The organism is Mycobacterium sp. M23085 (assembly GCF_045343915.1).
In the GTDB taxonomy this organism is placed as follows: Bacteria; Actinomycetota; Actinomycetes; order Mycobacteriales; family Mycobacteriaceae; genus Mycobacterium.
Window position 1 is genome coordinate 4942632 of the sequence record NZ_CP174280.1, and the last position, 19226, is coordinate 4961857.

19 protein-coding genes and 1 pseudogene are annotated in these 19226 nt (G+C 64.4%); 7 read left to right on the top strand and 13 right to left on the bottom strand.

The window, feature by feature from the left end; all coding sequences use genetic code 11:
- Positions 1-274: 274 nt before the first annotated feature.
- On the bottom strand, positions 275-487 hold the full coding sequence (locus tag ACIUM1_RS23160; RefSeq protein ID WP_406814854.1) for a hypothetical protein: 213 nt from the start codon (positions 485-487) through the stop codon (positions 275-277).
- Positions 488-831: 344 nt separating this feature from the next.
- Here ACIUM1_RS23160 and ACIUM1_RS23165 point away from each other — a divergent pair, with 344 nt between their 5' ends.
- Positions 832-2184 carry a salicylate synthase gene (locus ACIUM1_RS23165; protein WP_406814855.1) on the top strand — a complete coding sequence of 451 codons (1353 nt, stop codon included), beginning with the start codon at positions 832-834 and terminating at the stop codon, positions 2182-2184.
- Positions 2185-2213: 29 nt separating this feature from the next.
- On the opposite strand, the gene ACIUM1_RS23170 is transcribed toward ACIUM1_RS23165, so the two are convergent.
- The 8 genes and pseudogenes from ACIUM1_RS23170 to ACIUM1_RS23205 form a co-directional block, all read right to left on the bottom strand.
- Positions 2214-3128 carry a MerR family transcriptional regulator gene (locus ACIUM1_RS23170; RefSeq protein WP_406814856.1) on the bottom strand — a complete coding sequence of 305 codons (915 nt, stop codon included), beginning with the start codon at positions 3126-3128 and terminating at the stop codon, positions 2214-2216.
- Between the two features lie 14 nt (positions 3129-3142).
- Positions 3143-4645, bottom strand: coding sequence for a flavin-containing monooxygenase (locus tag ACIUM1_RS23175; protein WP_406814857.1), 1503 nt, complete (start codon positions 4643-4645; stop codon positions 3143-3145).
- Positions 4642-5562: a ferritin-like domain-containing protein gene (locus tag ACIUM1_RS23180; RefSeq protein WP_406814858.1), complete on the bottom strand. Its 921-nt coding sequence runs from the start codon at positions 5560-5562 to the stop codon at positions 4642-4644. The genes ACIUM1_RS23175 and ACIUM1_RS23180 overlap by 4 nt, the downstream gene beginning before the upstream one ends.
- Before the next feature lie 26 nt (positions 5563-5588).
- Positions 5589-6437: an SDR family NAD(P)-dependent oxidoreductase gene (locus ACIUM1_RS23185; protein ID WP_406814859.1), complete on the bottom strand. Its 849-nt coding sequence runs from the start codon at positions 6435-6437 to the stop codon at positions 5589-5591.
- Between the two features lie 2 nt (positions 6438-6439).
- A complete protein-coding gene (locus tag ACIUM1_RS23190) occupies positions 6440-7444 on the bottom strand; it encodes an alpha/beta hydrolase (protein ID WP_406814860.1) in 1005 nt (334 codons plus the stop codon).
- Between the two features lie 157 nt (positions 7445-7601).
- The gene (locus ACIUM1_RS23195; protein ID WP_406817827.1) at positions 7602-8258 is read right to left on the bottom strand and encodes an IS3 family transposase; all 657 of its coding nucleotides are present in this window, start codon (positions 8256-8258) and stop codon (positions 7602-7604) included.
- Positions 8185-9352, bottom strand: a pseudogene (locus tag ACIUM1_RS23200) (IS3 family transposase). The gene ACIUM1_RS23195 and the pseudogene ACIUM1_RS23200 overlap by 74 nt, the downstream one beginning before the upstream one ends.
- 537 nt (positions 9353-9889) lie before the next feature.
- Positions 9890-10285 carry a histidine phosphatase family protein gene (locus tag ACIUM1_RS23205; RefSeq protein ID WP_406814861.1) on the bottom strand — a complete coding sequence of 132 codons (396 nt, stop codon included), beginning with the start codon at positions 10283-10285 and terminating at the stop codon, positions 9890-9892.
- A 222-nt stretch (positions 10286-10507) separates the two neighbouring features.
- On the opposite strand from ACIUM1_RS23205, the gene ACIUM1_RS23210 reads away from it, so the two are divergent.
- Positions 10508-10633, top strand: coding sequence for a hypothetical protein (locus ACIUM1_RS23210; RefSeq protein ID WP_406814862.1), 126 nt, complete (start codon positions 10508-10510; stop codon positions 10631-10633).
- A gap of 186 nt (positions 10634-10819) precedes the next feature.
- Entirely contained in the window at positions 10820-11431 is a 612-nt protein-coding gene (locus ACIUM1_RS23215) for a TetR/AcrR family transcriptional regulator (protein WP_406817828.1), read from the top strand.
- 37 nt (positions 11432-11468) lie between these two features.
- Here the strand turns inward: ACIUM1_RS23215 and ACIUM1_RS23220 are convergent, their stop codons facing one another.
- On the bottom strand, positions 11469-12230 hold the full coding sequence (locus ACIUM1_RS23220; protein WP_406814863.1) for a TetR/AcrR family transcriptional regulator: 762 nt from the start codon (positions 12228-12230) through the stop codon (positions 11469-11471).
- A 249-nt stretch (positions 12231-12479) separates the two neighbouring features.
- Here ACIUM1_RS23220 and ACIUM1_RS23225 point away from each other — a divergent pair, with 249 nt between their 5' ends.
- The 4 genes from ACIUM1_RS23225 to ACIUM1_RS23240 all read left to right on the top strand — a co-directional run bounded on the left by ACIUM1_RS23225 (position 12480) and on the right by ACIUM1_RS23240 (position 15971).
- Complete coding sequence (locus ACIUM1_RS23225) at positions 12480-13352, top strand: SDR family oxidoreductase (RefSeq protein ID WP_406814864.1); 873 nt, start codon at positions 12480-12482, stop codon at positions 13350-13352.
- The gene (locus ACIUM1_RS23230) at positions 13349-14008 is read left to right on the top strand and encodes an NUDIX hydrolase (protein ID WP_406814865.1); all 660 of its coding nucleotides are present in this window, start codon (positions 13349-13351) and stop codon (positions 14006-14008) included. Before ACIUM1_RS23225 ends, ACIUM1_RS23230 begins: the two co-directional genes overlap by 4 nt.
- 115 nt (positions 14009-14123) lie before the next feature.
- Entirely contained in the window at positions 14124-14597 is a 474-nt protein-coding gene (locus ACIUM1_RS23235) for a flavin reductase family protein (protein ID WP_406817829.1), read from the top strand.
- Between the two features lie 507 nt (positions 14598-15104).
- The gene (locus ACIUM1_RS23240) at positions 15105-15971 is read left to right on the top strand and encodes a hypothetical protein (protein WP_014940975.1); all 867 of its coding nucleotides are present in this window, start codon (positions 15105-15107) and stop codon (positions 15969-15971) included.
- A gap of 45 nt (positions 15972-16016) precedes the next feature.
- On the opposite strand, the gene ACIUM1_RS23245 is transcribed toward ACIUM1_RS23240, so the two are convergent.
- The 3 genes from ACIUM1_RS23245 to ACIUM1_RS23255 are packed head-to-tail and all read right to left on the bottom strand — an operon-like array spanning position 16017 to position 19178.
- Positions 16017-17024 (bottom strand): adenylate/guanylate cyclase domain-containing protein, encoded by a 1008-nt coding sequence (locus ACIUM1_RS23245; RefSeq protein WP_406814866.1) that lies wholly within the window; start codon positions 17022-17024, stop codon positions 16017-16019.
- A 25-nt stretch (positions 17025-17049) separates the two neighbouring features.
- Positions 17050-17946: a hydroxymethylglutaryl-CoA lyase gene (locus tag ACIUM1_RS23250; RefSeq protein ID WP_406814867.1), complete on the bottom strand. Its 897-nt coding sequence runs from the start codon at positions 17944-17946 to the stop codon at positions 17050-17052.
- Positions 17947-17966: 20 nt separating this feature from the next.
- Entirely contained in the window at positions 17967-19178 is a 1212-nt protein-coding gene (locus tag ACIUM1_RS23255) for a CaiB/BaiF CoA transferase family protein (RefSeq protein WP_406814868.1), read from the bottom strand.
- Positions 19179-19226: the final 48 nt, after the last annotated feature.

Below are 19226 nucleotides of genomic sequence, written 5' to 3' on the forward strand. Positions count from 1 at the left end.
TGCCTCCGTTGGTTAGAGCGCTGATCTGGGGAAGCACCGTCCGCAAGCGGAGCAACCACGAAACATCGCGACGACCGTCAAGAACTTATCCCCGCCGCTTACGCGCCGCCAGTTGAAAGCACACAGGGTGACCGACGCCCGCAGGGCTGATGACACTTGGCAAAACTCCTGGTCAAGGCGAAATTCTCCCGGAGTAATCACCCAGCCGTGCGCGACGCGTACGCCGCGAGTTTGGCGTGAAAGTGCTGTGCGTTTACTGTGTAGTCAAATACGGTCAGCGTGCCGACGGGACGAGGGAGGGACGGACGCCGGCTCCCTTGTTGCGGTGCGTCACCGACAGCCAGGCCGACGGCGAGTAATGCGTCGTAATTTGCTCGAAGCCGTCGACCCGGGATACCGAAAGCACACCGGTCTGTGGATTGATTTCGAGCTCGTCGCCTTCGCTTGCGTGCACTTCCTCGCCGTTGAAAAGCCGGATGATGAACACGGTGTTCCTCCAATCCGGCGGATTCGGGCGGGCGGGCGCGGGCGCTAGGCAAAGTCTGGCCGCCGCAGCCGCCCGGTGTGCGACCGCAACGTAAACGGTTGGGAAACCTTTGGAGCCGCGACCTGCACTGCCGGCGTGCGGACCCGGCCCTTATGGGCGGGGTTTCGCCTGGTGTACCTGCGCAAACGGCCGGATGCCGGCAATGCAGCGGCACCCCTGGCGGGCTGGGAGGGGACGGGCTGGTGTTTTGACTCTGCGGGAGTATTAGCTGAACGCGTTAATCGAGGGGCAGTTGGCGGGATCGGTTGCGCACAACTAGATAGGTTAGGCTACATTTACTAACCGTGACCGAGGTCAGCGTCAAGACGAGTTCCGCCGGCTCCGAGTCGCCGTCGATTCCGCTCCCCCCGCATATCGATCCGGCGGATCTGGCGGCCGAACTGGCCGTGGTGCTGTCCGAGCGCGTCGGCGAAGAGTATCTGCTCTATGAGCGCGGCGGCGAATGGGTGCTGGCCACCGGGGTGCGCGCGATGATTGAGCTGGACAGCGACGAGCTGCGAGTGATCCGCGACGGCACCACCCAATGCCAACGCTGGTCGGGCAGGCCCGGGCCGGTGCTCGGAGAAGCCATTGACCGGCTGCTGCTGGAAACCGACCACCTCTTCGGCTGGATCGCCTTTGAATTCGGTGTTTACCGCTACGGGCTGCAGCAGCGTCTGGCGCCGGGAACCCCACTGGCCCGGGTTTTTTGGCCGCACGGCCGCATCGTGGTCACCAATGAGCAGGTCCGCCTGTTCGGCGCGTCGGCCGGGCACCGGGACGAAGTCTTGGGTGTCCTGGGCGACGGGGTGCCCGAGGTGCGCGCCGCCTCGGCGGTCGACGTGGTCGCTGACCCGTCGGGCTATCGCGATCGGGTGGCGTCGGCCGTCGGTGAGATCGCCGCGGGTCGTTACCACAAGGTGATTCTTTCCCGTTCTCTCGATGTGCCCTTCGCGCTGGACTTCCCGTCCACCTACCGGTTGGCCCGTCGGCACAACACGCCGGTGAGGTCGTTTCTGTTGCGGCTGGGCGGCATTCGCGCGCTGGGATATAGCCCCGAGCTGGTCGCGGCTGTCCATCATGACGGCGTCGTGGTCACCGAACCGCTGGCGGGCACCCGAGCGCTCGGCCGCGGCGAGGTCCGCGACCGCCAGGCCCGCGACGACTTGGAGTCGAACTCCAAAGAGATTGTCGAGCATGCTATCTCGGTCCGAAGCTCGCTGCGGGAGATGGCCGAGATCGCCGAGCCGGGCACCACGGTGGTCACCGATTTCATGACGGTGCGGGAGCGGGGGAGTGTGCAGCACCTCGGCTCCACCGTCAGCGGGCGGCTCGGCGCCGCCAATGACCGGATGGACGCGCTGGAAGCGCTGTTCCCGGCGGTCACCGCGTCGGGCATTCCGAAAGCCGGTGGGGTCGACGCGATCATGCGTCTCGACGAGGGGCCGCGTGGGTTGTATTCCGGTGCGGTCGTGATGATTTCAGCCGACGGCGGGCTTGATGCGGCGCTGACGTTGCGGGCGGCGTACGAACGTGACGGCAAGACCTGGTTGCGGGCCGGCGCGGGCATCATCGAAGGGTCGACACCCGACCGCGAATTCGAAGAGACCTGCGAAAAGCTGTCCACACTCGCGCCGTACCTGATTGCGCGCCAATAGCTACGGACCGAGGTGCACGCGAACGCAGGTCAGCTCGAAGAGCTCGACTCGAGGTAGTCGGCCAGGATGCGGCCGACCAGCGACTCGATATTCGCTTCGATCGACGATGCGAGCGTGGCGGTGACGGTCGCGACCGCTTGAGTCCGGAAGCGCACCAGCATGGTGATCAGCTCGGCGATTTCGGCGTCGGCCGGCAACGGTTCGCCGGGCTTGATGCGGTCCAACACGTGTTCCGCTCCGGCGCGCACCAGCATGTCGCTGATCTTGTCGATCTCCGGGACGATCTGTTCGTGGAGGTCGATGAGCTTATCGAATCTGACGCCGTAGCCCCGGATTTCGTTGAACGCTTCGATGAGTTTCGGGCGGGTGATGGTGGCCTGCGTCCCCTCCACCCGGATCACTTGCAGCGCCACCAGGCGGTCGAACGCGTCGGCGTCGTCGACCAGTCGCCGGGCGTCGGCCAGCGCCATCGTTTCCGGCTTTTCGGTGGTCCAGGTGCCGACGATGGCGGTTTCCAGGCCCAGCACGTCGCCGAGATTTTTGCCTTCCTCCCACGCGCTGAGCATTTCTCGCACGTGTGCGATGTTGTAGCCCCGGTCGAGCATCGAGGTGATGAGTCGTAGCCGGGTCAGGTGGGTGTCGTTGAACAGCGCTATTCGTCCCACCCGCAGCGGGGGCGGTAATAGTCCGCGGTCGCGGTAGACGCGGATATTGCGCGTGGTGGTGCCGGCCAGCCGGGCCAGGTCGTCGATCCGGTACTCACCGGAGTTCGCGGCGCCGTGCGGGTGCCGGGTGGCCGCGTCGAAAAGCTGTGACACCGCCCCCTCGATGAGCTGGCGATACTCCCGCGATTGGCGCCGAACCCGCTTCGGTGCACGTCGCACGTTGTGCAGCACGCTGGCGATGGTGCCGGGTTCGGGCCGTGACGCGCGCTCGGTGGCCATGTCAGTGCGGCACCTCAGGCCGACGCGGTGGCCTGTGTCCGGGCATGACGAGCCACCGCCTGATAGTCCTCGTACCGGAAATCCCTCATCTGGCGAAGATACTGCGTGGCGAAACCGGGGTACATCGACCCGTTGAACCCGTCCTTGGTCAGGTACCAACTGCGGCAACCCGACATCCAGGTCGTCTTGGTGAGCCGGCGCTGCAGGCCCTCGTTGTGTCGGCGTTGGACCTCCTCGCGCACATCGAGGTAACGCAGGTCGTCGTTGAGCACGGTGGTGATACCGCGTACCGCGTAGTCCAGCTGGCCCTCGATGTAGACCAGCAGCGAGTTGTGGCCCGGTCCGGAATTGGGGCCGGTCATGACAAACAGGTTCGGATAACCGTGCACGTTGATGCTCTTGTAAGCCTGTGCCCCGCCGGCCCATTCGGCGGCCAGCGACCGGCCGCCGAGCCCGGTCACCGGGAAGGGCGGACCGGTCAAGTGCACGTCGTAACCGGTGGCGAACACGATGCAGTCAAGGTGATGCTCGAGGCCGTCGCTGGTGCGGATGCCGACCGGGCTCAACGTGGCGATCGGCCAGTCGATCAGCTTGCAGTTGTCGCGTTGCAGTGCGGGGTAGTACTCGCTGGAGACCAGCATTCGCTTGCACCCGGGGCGGAAGTCCGGCGTCAGCTGCCGCCGCAACCACGGGTCTTTCACCTGGGCCCGCAGGTGCGCCCGGCCGAGCCGGGCGACCAGTGACGTCAGCGGGGTGTCCCACACCAGCGCCGTGGCGCTGGCTTCGTGGCCCCAATACAGCGCTTGGCGGGCAAGTTGTTGGGTGGCAGGGACTTTGGCGAACAGGGCCTGCACGGGCGGCGGGGTGGCGACGTCGAGGCGTGGCAGCACCCAGCAGGGTGTGCGCTGAAACACCTTGACGAATCCGGCCTGCTTGACCAGTTCGGGGATGATCTGGATGGCGCTGGCGCCGGTACCGATGACCGCGACGCGTTTGTCGGTGAAGTCGTAGTCGTGATCCCAGCGGGCGCTGTGGATCTTGTGTCCGCGGTAGCTGTCCAGGCCCCGGATGTCGGGGAAGCTGACGTCGGACAGCGGGCCGGAGGCCAGCACGACGGTGCGGGCGCGGAACTTCTTGCGGTTCTTGGTGGTCGCGGTCCACACGCCGGCGTCTTCGTCGAAGGTCAAGCCCTTGACCTCGTGGCCGAACTTGATGCGGCTGCGGATGTCGAACCTGCTCGCCATGTCCTCGAGGTGCCGATAAATCTCGGGGGCGGGCGAGTAGGTACGCGACCACGTCGGGTTCTGGACGAAGGAATACGAGTACAGCAGCGACGGGACGTCACAGCTCGCGCCGGGATATGTTGTGTCGCGCCAGGTTCCGCCGACGCGGTCGGCGCGTTCCAGCATCACGATGTCGTGCACTCCGGCTTCGGCCAGGCGGATCGCCGCCCCGAGACCGGTGAAGCCGGCGCCGACGATGAGCGCCGCATGGGCGGTGTTGTTCGCCACGGTCACGCCGCCGGCCGGTAGGTGAGTTCCTTGAACCAGCTGGGCACGGGTTTCAGCAAGGGCTTGGGGTATCGGTCGGAAAGCCACACCATGGAATTGGCCAGCAGGTGATAGGGATGACCGGGGTTGACCACCCAGCCGGCGTGCCGCTTGAGCACCTGGTAGGCGGGCACCCGCCGGGTTCGTTCGCCGCGCTCGCCCAGTTGCTTGAACCGCTTGACCGCGTTGTACAAACGTTCGGGTTCCATGCCCATGCCGGCCATCTCGTTGCGGACGCGATTGAGCAGCGGAATGTACATCAGGGCGCCGATGATCAGGCCCGGCGTGGCGACCGTGCCGATGAATTCGATGGCCAGCCGCCGTGCCTTGGCGTGCCCGATCATGTCCAGCACCTCGAAATCGACGGCGATATGCCGTGATTCGTCGTTGTTGATCTTCTCGAATACCTGATGGCACACCGGGTCTTCCACGGTGTCGAGCAAGAACTTCAACAGCGCTCCGTCGAGGGCGACCTCCAGCATGGGGATGACGGTTCCCAGCACCGACAGCGGCATGTTGTCGGAGTAGGTGTCGAGCCATTCGATGGCCAGCCGGATGTTGACGTTCGGCTTGGGCACCTCGCCGTCGTCGAGCATGCCCCAGCGCTTCATCAGGGCCATCTCGGCGTTGGCGTGGCGTTGTTCCTCGGCGTGAAAATACCGGTAGATCTCGGCCAGCGTGGGGTCTGGCGCCTTTTTGGCCAGTGCCGCGAACCCGCGCGCACCGACGTTTTCGATCCAGCACAGGTCGGCCATGAACGCCTTGAGCTTGGGTCGGAATTCGGGCCGGATGGTGTCGGCGCCGGGCGCGTCCCAATCGATGTCGGCGAGGGCCCACTGTCGATCCTTGATCTTGGCGAGCATGGCTTCCATGTCGATTGCCACCGGGAGCTCCTTTTTTCGTCGGGTGATCAGGGCAGGTTGATGCGGGACACCAGGCCGGCCGCTCGGGTATAGGTCTGCGGGGCAAGGCGTTTGATGTTCCAGCCGATCTTGGCGTCGAGCTGCGGCATGCAGTAGAGCTCGCCGCGGTCGTGGGCGTCCAAGCAGGTGCGGGCGACTTTCTGCGCGGACAGCCCGGTCCAGCGCATCAGTTTTCCGGCCAGTTCGCTGGATTGCTCGCTGATGCGGCCGGATTCGAGGATGTTGGTCTTGACGAAGGTCGGACACAGCACGGTGACTCGCACCGGCGTGCCGGCCAATTCGGCGGCGAGGGTCTCGGACAGTGAGAGCACACCGGCCTTGCTGACGTTATAGGCGGCCATGCCGGGTGCCGCGCCGAACGCCGCCGCCGAGGCCACGTTGATGATGCCCCGCGGCGCATTCGAGGGGGCGGCATCGCGCAGGATAGGGGTGAACACGTGGCAGCCGTGAATGGGTCCCCACAGGTTGATGCCCAAGGTCCAGCGCCAATCGTCCAGCGGCGCATCGCCGATGGCGGCACCGCCCGCGCCGACGCCGGCGTTGTTGATCACCAGCGTGGGCGGCGCGCCGAACCAGGACTGCGACTGTTCGGACAGCGCCTGTACATCGTCGAATCGGGATACGTCGCAGCGAATGGCGATCGCTTTTGCGCCGTTCTCGGTGATCGCGTCGGCCGTCCGCTGGGCGGCGGCCTCGTCGATGTCGCTGCACACGACCGCGCCACCACGCTTGCCCAGTTCGACGGCGAACGCGGCGCCGATGCCGCTGCCGGCGCCGGTGACCACCGCCGACGCGCCATGGCTGGTTTTGTGCCGGTTGAGCAGTCTGTCCAACATGGTCAGTGAACCTCCTCGGCCACGGCCCGCGCATCCTGAAGGGCATGGGCGATGAAGCGCGCGACATAGGCCATGGCCTTGGCGGCTTCGGGTGTCATGCGTGGCAGCGCCTGAAAGACGTGCACCTGGTGGGGCCAGATCTGCAGTTCGCACCGGCCACCGCCGGTACGGATGTCGGCGGCGAGTTGACGCGCATCCTCTTGCAGCATTTCGGCGCCGCCGGCCTGGATCAGGGTGGGCGGGAGTGCGGGGCCGCCGGCGACGTTGAGCGTCAGTCGTTGGTGGGTGAGCTCGATCCCGCTGTGGTAGAGGCCGACAAGGCGGATCGCGTTGGCGGCCCGGGTGGCGGGATCGGGGCGGATCCGTTCGCGCGCCAGCGATAGCTCGAACGTGAGGTCGTACAGGGGAGAGAACAGCACCATGGCGGCCGGGTGACCGATTTCGGGTTGCCGCATCAGGTCGACCGACAGGTGACCACCCGCCGAATCACCGGCGAGCACAATGTGTTTCGGTGGCACGCCGCAGGTGTCGACCAGCCAGTCCCAGCCGGCGCGGACGTCGTCGGCCGCGGTGGGAAAGCGATGACGTGGTGCAAGGCGGTAATCGACGCAGAACACCGGTAAGCCGGTCAGCGACGACAACCAGGATGTCAAGCGGCGGTGCGTTTTTGGCGAGCAGACGGCATACCCGCTGCCGTGCACGTAGTAGATCGCGCCCTCGCGAATTGACGAGCGCTCGGTCTGGCTGGTGGGCGTTCGCGGTCCGTAGACCCATTCACCCTTGACGCGGCGGCCGTCGGGTAGCTTGACGTCTACCGATTCGACGCGGGTGCCCGCGAGCGAGGGGCCGAAAGTCCCCATGATCCTGGCGATGATCTGGCGTGATAGCCACAGCCCCCACGCCCGCTCGGGCGGAATCACGCTGGTGATCGGCCGAAGGGTGTACGTACTTACCGCTGCCGCGCCGCGGGATCGCAACGACCCGCGAGCCGGAACGCCGTCCGTCATACGACGCAGTCAACACCAAATGTTGACATTGGTCAATGGCAGCTTTGGGGAGAAGCCACTGAACTACCGTGTCGCGGCTGTCAGTTCTCAAATGAGATGTCACTGTCTCATTTCGAGTGTCACTCCGATGTGAACTGTTCCGGGTTTGATGCCGGCTTCATGGTTGAGACATCGCCGGCTGGGACGCTCGGAGTTGAGCGTAGTAGGTGGCCTCATATTCGTCGGGCGGGACGTAGTCGAGCACGCTGTGAAGGCGGCGGTTGTTGTACCAGTCGACCCATTCCATGGTGAGGTATTCGACGTCATCGGGGGTTCTGAGCGGCCCGGTCCGAAATGGGCTGTTCGGCGTGATCGCTTCGGTTTTGAATAAGCCGATCGTGGTCTCAGCCAACGCGTTGTCGTAAGCGTCGCCGATGCTGCCGATTGATGCCGCGATCCCTTCCAGCAGAAGGGTTTCGGCGAACGCGATCGATGTGTAAGCCGAGCCGGCGTCGCTGTGGTGGATCAATCCGTGCGCGACGGTGCGACCGTAGTGGTCGCGGCGCCACAGGGCCATCTTCAACGCCGTGGTCACCATCGCGGTGTCCTTGCTCGTCGATACCTGCCAGCCCACGATCGCCCGCGAATAGCAGTCGATCACCAACGCGACGTAGACGAATCCCGACCAGGTGGGCACGTAGGTGAAGTCGGTGACCCACTTGTGGTTCGGCGCCGACGCGGTGAAGTCCCTGTCGAGCAGATCACCGGCCCGCCGCGAATCCTTGCTCCTCGGGATGGTGGTGCGGTGGGGTGTGGGTGCACCTGCACGCCGCAGCGTACTCGGCCGGTGTGCGGTAGCCCAGGGCCGAGTGGCGGTGTCGGTGGTTGTGGTCATCCTTGAAGTCGCCGATGACCACGCGAGCCTCGAACAGGCTGTTCCAGTAGTTGCGGTTCAGGCACTCCTTGCGCAGTCGGTTGTTGAACGATTCGATGTAGCCGTTGTCCCACGGGCAGCCCGGCGGGATGTACACCATCCCGGTCTTGTGCTGGCAGAACCGTTGCAGCGCTTGGGAAACCATCTCCGGACCGTTGTCCATGCGCAGCACTTTCGGAGGCCCACCCGTAGCGGCGAACACCTTCGTGAGCTCCTCGACCAGGCGCTCGCCGGTGATCGAGCGCTCCACCAGGTGCAGCAGCGACTCGCGGGTGTGTTCGTCGACCATCGAGGCGATCTTGATGGCCTTGCCGTCGATGGTGGAGTCGAACTGGAATTCGACCGCCCACACCACCTTCGGTGCATCGGCGAGGACCGGCGGTACCGAGGAGGTGCCGGCCCGTTTGCGCGGGCTGTGCACCCGCACCTGCAGACCTTCCTCGCGCCACAGGCGGTGGATCTTCTTCTTGTTGACCTCACGGCGCTCGTCGTAGCGCAGCGCCGCCCAGGCTCGCCGGAACCCGTGGCAGGGATGTTTGGTGGCGTAGGCGCGCAGCCAGGCCCTCATTTCGGCGTCCGGATCGACTGCGGTCTGCGCCAGTGGCAGCCGGCGGTAGGTGCAGCGGGCCAGCCCAACGGCCTTGCACGCCAACCGCTCCGACACGCTCAACGTCGTCTTGAGCATGTCCACAGCGCGGCGCTTGGCAGCTGGGCTCAGAATTTTCCCTTCGCGACCTCCCGCAGCGCGTCCTTCTCAAGCTCGGCCTCGGCCAGCAGCCGCTTTAGTCGGGAGTTCTGCTCGCGCAGCTCCTTGAGCTCCTTGGCAGCGTCAGTATCCATACCGCCGTAAGTGCGCCGCCAGTTGTACAGAGTCGCCGGCGACACCTGCAGCTCGGCGGCGATCTCCTCGCCGGTTTTGCCCTCGGCAGCAGCTCATCCGCGCGGCGCAACTTGCGCACGATGTCCTCCGCGGAATTCCGCTTCCGACCAGCCATGTGTTTCATCGTCCCTTCCAGCCCGACATCGGGCCACAGGACTCTAAAACCTCCCGGTCTCAATCAGGGGGAACACGCCACCGGCAGCAGAGCTTCTGGCCTCTGACTGCGTGGCTATTCACCATAGGGCGGGCGTGGTATCAACCCCAGATGCAGCCGGTCGACCGTTGCAAGGCAGTCATCCGACGCGCCGCTGCCGCGGTCGACGACCTCGACTCCTTCCGCGCGGTGGGACTTTGAACTCCTGCTGATTTCGCCCGCTCAGCACGGCGGAGGATCGGCATCCCATTCGCTCAACGTCCAACCCTGCGCCGGATTCCCCTGCAGAACCAGGCGTCCCATGTTGGGAACTGCTGGCGGGCCGGTAACGAGAGGTCTGGCTCGCGGATGTTCATCAGCGTCCAGATCATGACCGCTCCGCCGTGCGAGAACGCCACAGGGTGCACGTCGCCACTGTCATAGATGCGCTGCACGGCCGCGTTGAATCGCGCTTCGAATTCGTCCCGGTCAAGCGACCCCGGGATGCGTGCGCTACGGTCACCGTGTAACCAACGCATCGGCACGGCCATGAACGTCGTTGCGTTCGCTTCGGGTTGGCCCCTCGAATTGCCCGGCCTCGATCTCCCTCAGTCCCGGCAGAACGTCGATGGGTTCGCCAAGTGCTTGTGCCGTCGGCGTCGCCGTTTGCTGTGTTCGGGTCATGGTGGAGGCGAATACGCCGTCGTAGTGATTGGCGCTTAGCGGTCCGCTGTCGAGCACCGCTTGGCACCAACCTTTGGCGGTGAGTCCAGGTCCAGGACTTGACGTGTCGATGAGGCCAGACGCGTTGCCAGCCGACTGGGCATGCCGCACCAGCGTCAATGTGATGTTGTGGCGGACGGCGGCGTTGGCCGAGCAGGGCGTGACGACGAGAGCGACACCGGCCGCGACCATCAGACGTGCGACGGGCATGACGGGTTTGCGCGGACGGCGTGCCGAAGCGCCGCGGTTTGCCGGCGGACGTGAACCCTCGGATCTCACGGCAAATATCACGCGGCAAAGCATATGCGACAGGATCGGGGTGTCGTCCCAAGCGTTCGGCGCGATTAACTTAACCTAGATTAGAAAGCTGCGTCATATTGGTGGCGGTTCCGTCTGGATGAGAGTTTGGCGACGATGACCAAGCCACTGTTGGCGCAGAATATTGCGGTGGTGACCGGGGCCGGCAAGGCATCGGTCGCGAGATCATTCCTGCTCGAAGGCGCTGCGCGTCAAGCATTTACTCCTACGACTAATGATTGACGTAGACGTTGACAGGATTGAATCCGACGCCTATATTGCCGGGAAAACGACTGGCCTGGCCCGACCGTCGCCGGCCGAGAATGCCACGTAGGGCCAAAGCCGGCAGGCTGCGTTCTCGAAACGACGCGCCGGGTTTGGGTCTCTCCGTATGGACCTGCACCGAGATGGGTGGTGATGAGCGAGCGCCTGCGTTCCGGCCCGCCGGCGAGTACCTGCCACGGGCGTAAAAGGGGGGTGGTACTGGAGCGAGTGCTGTTCGATGCCACGCTGACCGAGCTGGCTGAGCACGGATACCCCGCGCTGACGATGGGCGGAATTGCGGCCCGAGCACGTACCGGCAAAGCCTCGCTATACAGCCGATGGGCAAGCAAGCACGAGTTACTTTGCGCTGCACTGGTTTCTGCCATACCGCCGCTGCCTGTACCCAGCGCCCGCCGGTCGGCACGGGAAAACCTGCTGGTCGTGCTGACTGCACATCGCGATCTGCTGGCGGGCAAGACCGGGTTCCCTGGCCTGAACGTCATCGCTCAGCTTCTACACGAGCCCGCGCTGCGCGCCATCTTCGTAGATTCTGTAATCCGGCCGCGGTTGACGGTGATCGAATCTATCCTTCGAACAGCTTTGGAGCAGGGTGAGATCGACTCGGCCTCAGTCACGCCGTGGAGCGTAGAAATTGGACCGGCGCTCATCAGCCAGCACTTCGTTCTCACCGGGCGGCCGCCGACTCGGAGGGACTTGATCCTCATCCTGGACACTGTCATGCAACCTCGGGCCGTCGAAGCCATTGCCTATCGATGACCCAGGTACTTCGCGAACGCCTCGAGGCGACCGAAGACTAAATCGGCTCGGGCTGTTCGGATTCAGCGATGAGGCGTTCGAGATAGTCCAGGTCCCGGCGCAACAGGTCCACCGCCGCGCGGGGACCGCTGGCGACCGCTGCCGGTTCGCCCGACCGAACCAGGCTTGCGACCGCCAGATCGGCGATATCGGCGGCGACAATCTCGGCAGTGGTCGCGTCATCTTTGTGGAACCACCACGCGACCCAGTTACACATGCCGATGATCTGCAATGCCGCCATCCGCGGCTCCACGTGGCGGAAGTGGCCGGTGTCGACGCCATCACGGATCACACCGATGAGTGTGCGCAGCATCGCGCGCTTAGTCGTTTCGTGGATCGTGGCCAGATCGGTCGGAAGCGCCGCTTCAGAGCGCGCCAGCAGGACGAACCGCGACGGTTGCCGTGCTCGGTTGAGCGCCATGATTTCGGCGATCTGCGAGAGCTTCGCGACCGGGTCCAAGGCCGCATTTTCTGCGACCTCGCGAATCTGTGCGGTGTTGCCCGCGGTGATCTCGGCGATGAGTCGAGCGAGTAAGTCGTCCTTGCTCTTGACGTAGTAGTAGAGCGCAGGCCGGGTGATGCCCATTGCGTCGGCGATGTCCTGCAAGCTGGTGCCGGCAAAACCGCGCTGCGCGAATAATTCGGTTGCGGTGGCATACATCCGGTGCTCGACGAGGTCTCGACGCAGACTCGATGAGGTCTCTTCTGAGCGTTGCCGCTTGAGGCGAGCAGGCCTGGCGCCGTCGGAGGGTGTCACCATCTCCCCGCTCTTGTCGCGCTGGGTCTACCGAATGCGGAACCCAGCAAGTTGATCAGCAGCTTACGCTGGGGACTAATTCTTGACCAATTCGTTGACGATGCTGACAGGCGCCGCTATCCTTCAGGGCCGGCGACGGATGCTCGAAATGACTGACCTGGTGGACGGTGAGGGACTCGGACGCGAGCGCACACGCCGCCCGTAGATCTGCCTGCACGGCCATTCGGTCAGCGAAGCGGAGAATGGAGTGCGGTGAGTGAGATCGTTCTCATCGGTGCGGCCGGCACGGCCGGTCTACGTCTGGTCCGCGCCCTCAACGCTGCCCGCGCCGACTATCGCGTGGTCAGCCATAGCGACGTGGGCGCCGCCCGGTTGATGAAGGCAGGAGCGCCCAGACCTGTCGTCGCGGACCTGGGCGAGCCCGCGAGCTTGGCTCCGGCGTTGACGAATACCTCTGTGGTATATGCAATCCCACCCGCCTTGCATCCGCGCGAGGATGAATACCTCATCAACGCCATTCGGGCGGCCGAAGCCGTCGGCGTGGAACGTTTCGTCTATCACTCCGTGCTGCACTCGAATACGCCCTTCCTACGCAACCATCAGCGCAAAGCCAGTGTCGAATGCGTGTTGCGCGCGAGTCCCTCGCTGAAATGGACCATCCTGCAACCGTCGATGTACGCGCAGGTGGTATTGGCGATGTTCGGCCCGATTCAGGACAGCGCCGTGTGGGTCCCGTTCGACATCGACGCCAAGGTGTCAGTCATCGATCTCGATGACTGGGCTGAAGTTGCCTTGCGAACCTTGCTCGAGCCCGGTGCTCATGACTACGCGGGCTACGAGTTAGCCGGTCCCGCTACGACGATGCGCGAGGCGGCCCGCGCGCTCGGCCGGGCGCGCGGCAGGGACCTGCATGCCTGCACGGTTCCAGTTGCCAAAGGCCCTCTGCCGCCCCGAGCGGTTGAAGACCCGGTAGCGGCCGCTGACATGATCTCCACCTACGCCCACTACGACCGCCATGGGTTTCGCGGCAACCCGTTCGTGCTTACCCAGCTCCTGGGCCGACCGCCGGCAACGATCGACGACGTGGCCGCGAGGGAGTACGGTCCGTCGTCGACTGCGCCGTGACGGACTCACCAACCGACATCGATGTCGACGGCGCAGGCCGGCAGGTTCGACCAGAGCGTTCGATCCTGACCCGCGAAGCCATCGCCTCTGCGCTGCAACGCTTCTCGCATTGGGCGTTCGACGGCGATGGGCTGCGACGAGCAACCGTGGTGATTGTCGTTCACCGTCGGGGCGAGGAATTCGGAATCTGGATCATCGAACGGGCGTCGGGACTGCGTCATGCTCCCGGCCAATACGCATTGCCGGGCGGGCGGTCTGAACCTGGCGAGGACGTCATCGCCACCGGTCTACGCGAACTCGAGGAAGAAACGGGGATCGTGTTGGGGCGCCAGGATGTGTTGGGGCGCATTGATGACTATGTGACGCGCTCCGATCATCTCATCAGCACGATCGTGTGCTGGGCAGAATCTGACCCGACGATTCGTCCGAATCCTGGCGAGGTCGCTCGCGCGTACTTCGTGCCGCTAGCCGATCTACTGGTGACGCCGCGATTTCCACGAGATCCCCAGTCTGGGCTGCTGTTGATCGAGTTCCCGCTGCTCGGCGTCATCATCCACGCCGCGACCGGAGCCTTGCTGTATCAGTTCGCGGAGGTGGTGCTGCGCGGGCGGCACACCCGCGTGGCGGCAATCGTAGAGCCACGGACCGAGACATGACGGGCCGGCCCTCGCGCTCCGCGCCCGAAATCACGCGGATACGGTAGCGTTGAATAATTGGCGTATCCGTTGAATTGGTTAGAGGGGTGACGCGGTGGATCCAGCTGGTGTAGGAATCGACCAACTCTTGCTCCGCGCTGCGTATGGCCACTTTCCTTCGGGGGTGGTCGCCGTGGCAGCGACCGTCGACGATCAGCCGGTGGGGTTTGCCGCGAGCACATTCGTGCCGGTATCCCTGGATCCACCGCTGGTGGCGTTCTTCGTGCAGAACACGTCGACCACCTGGCCGAAGCTGGTCGCCCGGCCGCGGCTCGGCCTGAGCCTACTCGCAGAAGGCCACGAGGACGCTGCACGGTTGCTGGCGGCCAAGAGCGGCGACCGGTTCGTCAAGCTGACCACGGTGACCGCCGAGACGGGTGCGGTGTTCCTCGAAGGGACCAGTGCCTGGCTGGAGACGGCGATCCACGAGCTCGTCGGCGTCGGCGACCACACCATGGTGGTGCTTTCGGTTCTGGGCGTGACTCTTTACTCTGACGTGCAACCGATCATCTTTCACCGCAGTGGCTTTCACCGGTTGTCTGCGCAATGAGCAGGGTGCGTCGACTCTTGGGCAACGTGCACTAGCCGAGTAATTTCGCTCGAATCTCGTCGAGCTTGTCTGGACGATCCGGGGCCCCATCGTCGGGTATCCGTTGAGCCGCCGTACGGGAGGACGGCCTCCCGTCGCACTGGTCTGCTGATGGTCGGCTATCTGGAACGGGTCCCGGCGATGTCACGGAAATTCACCGAGCGCAGCGGCGAATCACCCTGCGCCACTTGCTCCGCCGCCGTTGCTGCGCGAGGTCTGAAGATGACACTGTGCAGCTGGGCGGAATTCTGGATGATGCCGCGGAGGAGAGTCCGACGCGTTGGGCGCCCTTGTGGGTAGGGATACCCACTCGGGGGCGGCCGCAGAATGAATTGCAGTTCATCCTTGAAAATATGTTCAGCACAAAGCTAAGCTGACCCAGAGCGGGGATTAAAACCTCGAACAGCCCACCAAGGGCCGCACGATTCCTGATTGAGCATCCACGCACAGACGGGTGATGAGACGACAATGACCTCGCATTACGAGATCGTGGCCGCGCGCGCCGTTCCCGCGCACCCTCAGACTCCAATGCCGTTCATGCCCGAGGTGTTGTTCACGATCTTCCTGGGAGTGCCCGTTCTGATCGGCTGTTTCTTCGCCGTCAAACACCTGCTGAACGGGCGCGGTCCGCTGTTGACGTACTGCCTGATCGGCGGCGGGATTGCGTGCCTGTTCGAGCCGATCGTCGACACCCTCGGTCTCTGCTATATCCGGCAGGGAGCAGCTACGACGACGTTTTACTCGATGGGCAGAGACTTCCCGTTGTTCATCAACTTCGTCTACATCTGGTACGTCGGGGGACTGGCCTACCTCGCCTATCGAATCTTCAACGTGGGAATCACCCGCCGGATGGTATTCGCCATCTACCTGATCGATGTGTTCATCAACATCTGGCTGGAAAGTCCGGGAGTCCTGATGGGGGCCTACGAGTACTACGGTCCGCAACCGCTGAACTTCTGGGGGCTCCCGTTGTGGTGGGTGTGCGTGAATCCCCTCATGCCACTCACCGCGGGCACTCTGATCTATCGATTGCGGCCACACCTGCCGGGTTGGAGGTTGGCGCTCGTCATCGCCTTCATACCGATGGCCGACGGAATCGGTAACGGCGCGGCCGCATGGCCAGTGTGGACGGCACTCAACCGCAGCGCACCACTATGGGTGACCCATCTGGCTTGGTTGGTCACACTCGGGTTGGCTCTGACCTTCGTGTGGGCGTTGTCGTTCGTTGTCGGTCGCGCCGAAGACGAGGTGCATGTCAGATCGAAATTGGGACTACTCAAAGCCGCGCTGGGTGGTTCGATTGACCACGGGGAGCTGGCGACCGCCGGCGCGTGACCGCGGGCGCCTCGCCCTACGTCAGAGCGGTCGAGTCCGGGCCGGTTAGCGGCCGCACGCCTTCAGAACCCCGGGCGTCACGCTGCCGAAACCCTTCACGTCGGTGACTGGGAGCGGATGGATCTCGAAGCCCGCCACCGTCGCCAAGGCGGCCATCATCGACGGTCCGACCACGATCTGGTTGGGGGCGGCCATTGCGGTGAGTCGACTCGCAAGATTCACTGTGTCACCGAATAGATCCCCGCCGTGGGTGATGACTGGCCCGTATTCGACTCCAATCCGTATTCCGGGGACACGGCGCCGCTTGACGTTCTCGGCTATCCGGTGCGCGATGGTAGCTGCGACGGAAGGGGAGTCGGCGGCAAAAAAGATTTCGTCACCGATCGACTTCACTATCCGTCCGCCGTAGGCGGTGATGAGGTTGCCTGCGCGCTCCTCGAATCGAGCGACGAGACTGGAGAGTTCGCGATCTGAGAGTTGGCGACTGAGATGCGTGAAGGAAACGAGGTCTGCAAATCCGACGGCAATGCTGCTGCGTGGACCGCGCCGTTGAAGCACCGGCAGCGCGGCGGTGACCTGTCGTCGCCAGCTGTAGACCAGAAGGCTCTCCATGTCGCTCAGCGCACGGATGAGTTCCTCAGTGCCGACGGCGAATGTGCGTTCAGCCCCATCCGCGTCGGGCGGGAGCGGATCGAGCATCGCCTCGACGAATGCCCGCGCTACCCGTGCCGTTGACCCACCCAGTGATCGAGTTATGTGCAGTGCGTGGCTCTCGTCAACGATGCCGTCGGAAATGAGAAGGAGGAGGCGCCGTAGCGCATCACCGTCGGCAGAGGTGAATTCTGCGGCACCCTCCTCGGGGTTGGCCAACCCGAGCGCGCGCCAGAAACGCCGGGCTCGGTACACCGGAACGTCCGCTGCGGCGGCGATCTCGTAGCTGGTGAACTCCCGCGGCGCACCCAAGATCGCATCAGTCAGGAGCTCGGTGTGGCGTGCACCGCTGGCGCTGTGGGGCCCGGCGTCCGCTGGTTCCGCGCCTACACCGTCGGACACTGGCCGGCCTACACGTCGCTAGCCGTCAGGCGATCCGCAGCATGGCCGGTGGCTTGTTGGCACGCGCGAGGGACGAATCGAGTTGGTGCCCAACCAATTGGGTCAGTTCCTCGCGCGCGTCTGCCAGGCGATCTGGCTGAACGCCGGTAACGAACCCTTCGCGATGCAGGAAGTGCACCAAATCATCGGCGCCGATGTTGCCGGCGGCTCCTGGTGCGAAGGGACAGCCGCCAAGACCCCCGAGCGCGGCGTCGAACCTTCGGATTCCAAGTTGCAACCCCTCCCAGACATTGGCGGCCGCCATGCCATAGGTGTTGTGCAGGTGCAGTCCCAGTGGCACATCGGTGTACTCAGCGCTGACGGCACTGATTGTGCGTCTGATATCGCCGGGTGACGCCGCGCCAATCGTGTCGGCGAGATGCAAGACATCGATGCCGGTACGCATAAGTCGCTCAGCGACCCGCAACACCCGTTGGACCGGGGTGTCGCCGTCGAAGGGACAGACAAAAGCGGTGGCGATGGTGGCTTCGAGGTGTACATCGTTGTCGCGCAACAGTTCTGCGGCTTCGTCGACGCGGCCGAGTGCATCAGAGGTCGAGACGCCCGCGTTGGCATGGCTGTGCCCGTCGCTGGCCGACACGACGAATCGCACGTTGCGGCATCCGCTGGCGATGGCACGCTGGGCGCCTTTCAGGTTGAACACCAGCGCATGCAGGGTCACCGGAAGGTCGCCGAGCTGGTGCACCACCTCCGCGGAGTCGGCCATGGCCGGTACCTTGGCCGCATTGACGAAGGCACCGACTTCGAGCTGGGTGAAGCCGGCATCGACGAGTCGATGAGCGAAGGCCACCTTCTTGTCGGTGGGGACGATCACGGGCTCGATCTGCAGACCGTCCCGGAGCGAGACCTCGGTGACCACCACTGTGTCGTCTGCAGGCATCGCTATATCACTCCTTGTTCGCGCAGTTCGTTTTCGGCTTCACTGTCGAAGCCCAGTTCGCGGAGAACTTCGCTGGTGTGCGCTCCCAGTTCCGGTCCAAGCCATCGCGTGGTGCCGGGGCGGTTCTGCAGCGCCGGCACGATGCCTGGGAACACGACCGGCTGCGGGCGATCATGCCCGATATCGACGCAGTGTGTTTCCAGCATCCCTCGGTCAGCGAAGTGCGGGTCGGCAAGGATGTCGCTGGCTTGATATATCGGACCGGAAGGTACTGCGGCTCTTTCGAGTTCGGCGAGGATCTGGTCGGACGGCAGGGTCGCCGCCCAGCCTGCGATCGCGTCCTCCAATTCCTGATTGTGGGCCACCCGCCCGGCGTTGTCGGAAAGCTCTGGGTTCTGCGCGAGGTCGGGGCGTCCGATTGTGTTCATCAACCGCTTGAAGATGGCGTCGCCGTTACCGCTGATGACCACGTATTTGCCATCGGCACAGGCGAAGGTGTTCGACGGAGAGATGCCGGGTAGTCCGGCTCCTTCTGGCGCGCGGCGGATACCGAAGGCGTCGTGGTCGGGCACCAGCGACTCCATCAGCGAAAACACGGCTTCATAGAGCGCAACATCGACAACTTCGCCGCTGGGCTCGCGGCCTCGTTGCAGTAAGCCCATCAACGCGCCGATCACCGCGTAGAGGCCGGAGACGGTGTCGGCAAGGCTGACGCCTACCCGCACCGGTGGGCGATCGGGGTAACCGACGACATGGCGCAGGCCGCCGATGGCTTCAGCGACGCCACCGAATCCAGGCCTGTCGCGGTACGGTCCGGTTTGCCCATAGCCCGAGATGCGGACGAGGACGGCTTGGGGATTCCTTTGTTTGATCTCGCTGGGTCCAAGGCCCCATTTCTCGAGCGTGCCCGGTCGGAAATTCTCGAGGATCACATCGGATTTCTCGATCAGCCGCAGCGCGACCTGCTTGCCTTGCGGCGTCCCGACATCCAGGGTGATGCTGCGCTTGTTGCGGCCGAGGGTGCGAAACAGCAGTGACGTCGAACCTGCGTGCAGCCGCCACCGACGCAGTTCGTCTCCGACTCTAGGCCGCTCGACTTTAATGACGTCGGCGCCGAAATCGGCGAGGATCCGGCCGGCCGTGGGAGCAGCGATGAAATTGCCGAGTTCGAGGACGCGTATCCCGGCGAGCGGACCCTTGAGATTCTCGGTCATCGTTCCTTCTGTGGGGTGTGGTCGGGAGAATGCGCAGGTTGGTTCGGG

Coding starts and splice junctions, on each gene's coding strand:
- ACIUM1_RS23220 (WP_406814863.1), bottom strand. CDS start 12,230: ATGGTGACACCCTCCGACGGCGCCAGGCCTGCTCGCCTCAAGCGGCAA.
- ACIUM1_RS23210 (WP_406814862.1), top strand. CDS start 10,508: ATGACCAAGCCACTGTTGGCGCAGAATATTGCGGTGGTGACCGGGGCC.
- ACIUM1_RS23240 (WP_014940975.1), top strand. CDS start 15,105: ATGACCTCGCATTACGAGATCGTGGCCGCGCGCGCCGTTCCCGCGCAC.
- ACIUM1_RS23190 (WP_406814860.1), bottom strand. CDS start 7,444: ATGACGGACGGCGTTCCGGCTCGCGGGTCGTTGCGATCCCGCGGCGCG.
- ACIUM1_RS23205 (WP_406814861.1), bottom strand. CDS start 10,285: ATGGTCGCGGCCGGTGTCGCTCTCGTCGTCACGCCCTGCTCGGCCAAC.
- ACIUM1_RS23170 (WP_406814856.1), bottom strand. CDS start 3,128: ATGGCCACCGAGCGCGCGTCACGGCCCGAACCCGGCACCATCGCCAGC.
- ACIUM1_RS23255 (WP_406814868.1), bottom strand. CDS start 19,178: ATGACCGAGAATCTCAAGGGTCCGCTCGCCGGGATACGCGTCCTCGAA.
- ACIUM1_RS23185 (WP_406814859.1), bottom strand. CDS start 6,437: ATGTTGGACAGACTGCTCAACCGGCACAAAACCAGCCATGGCGCGTCG.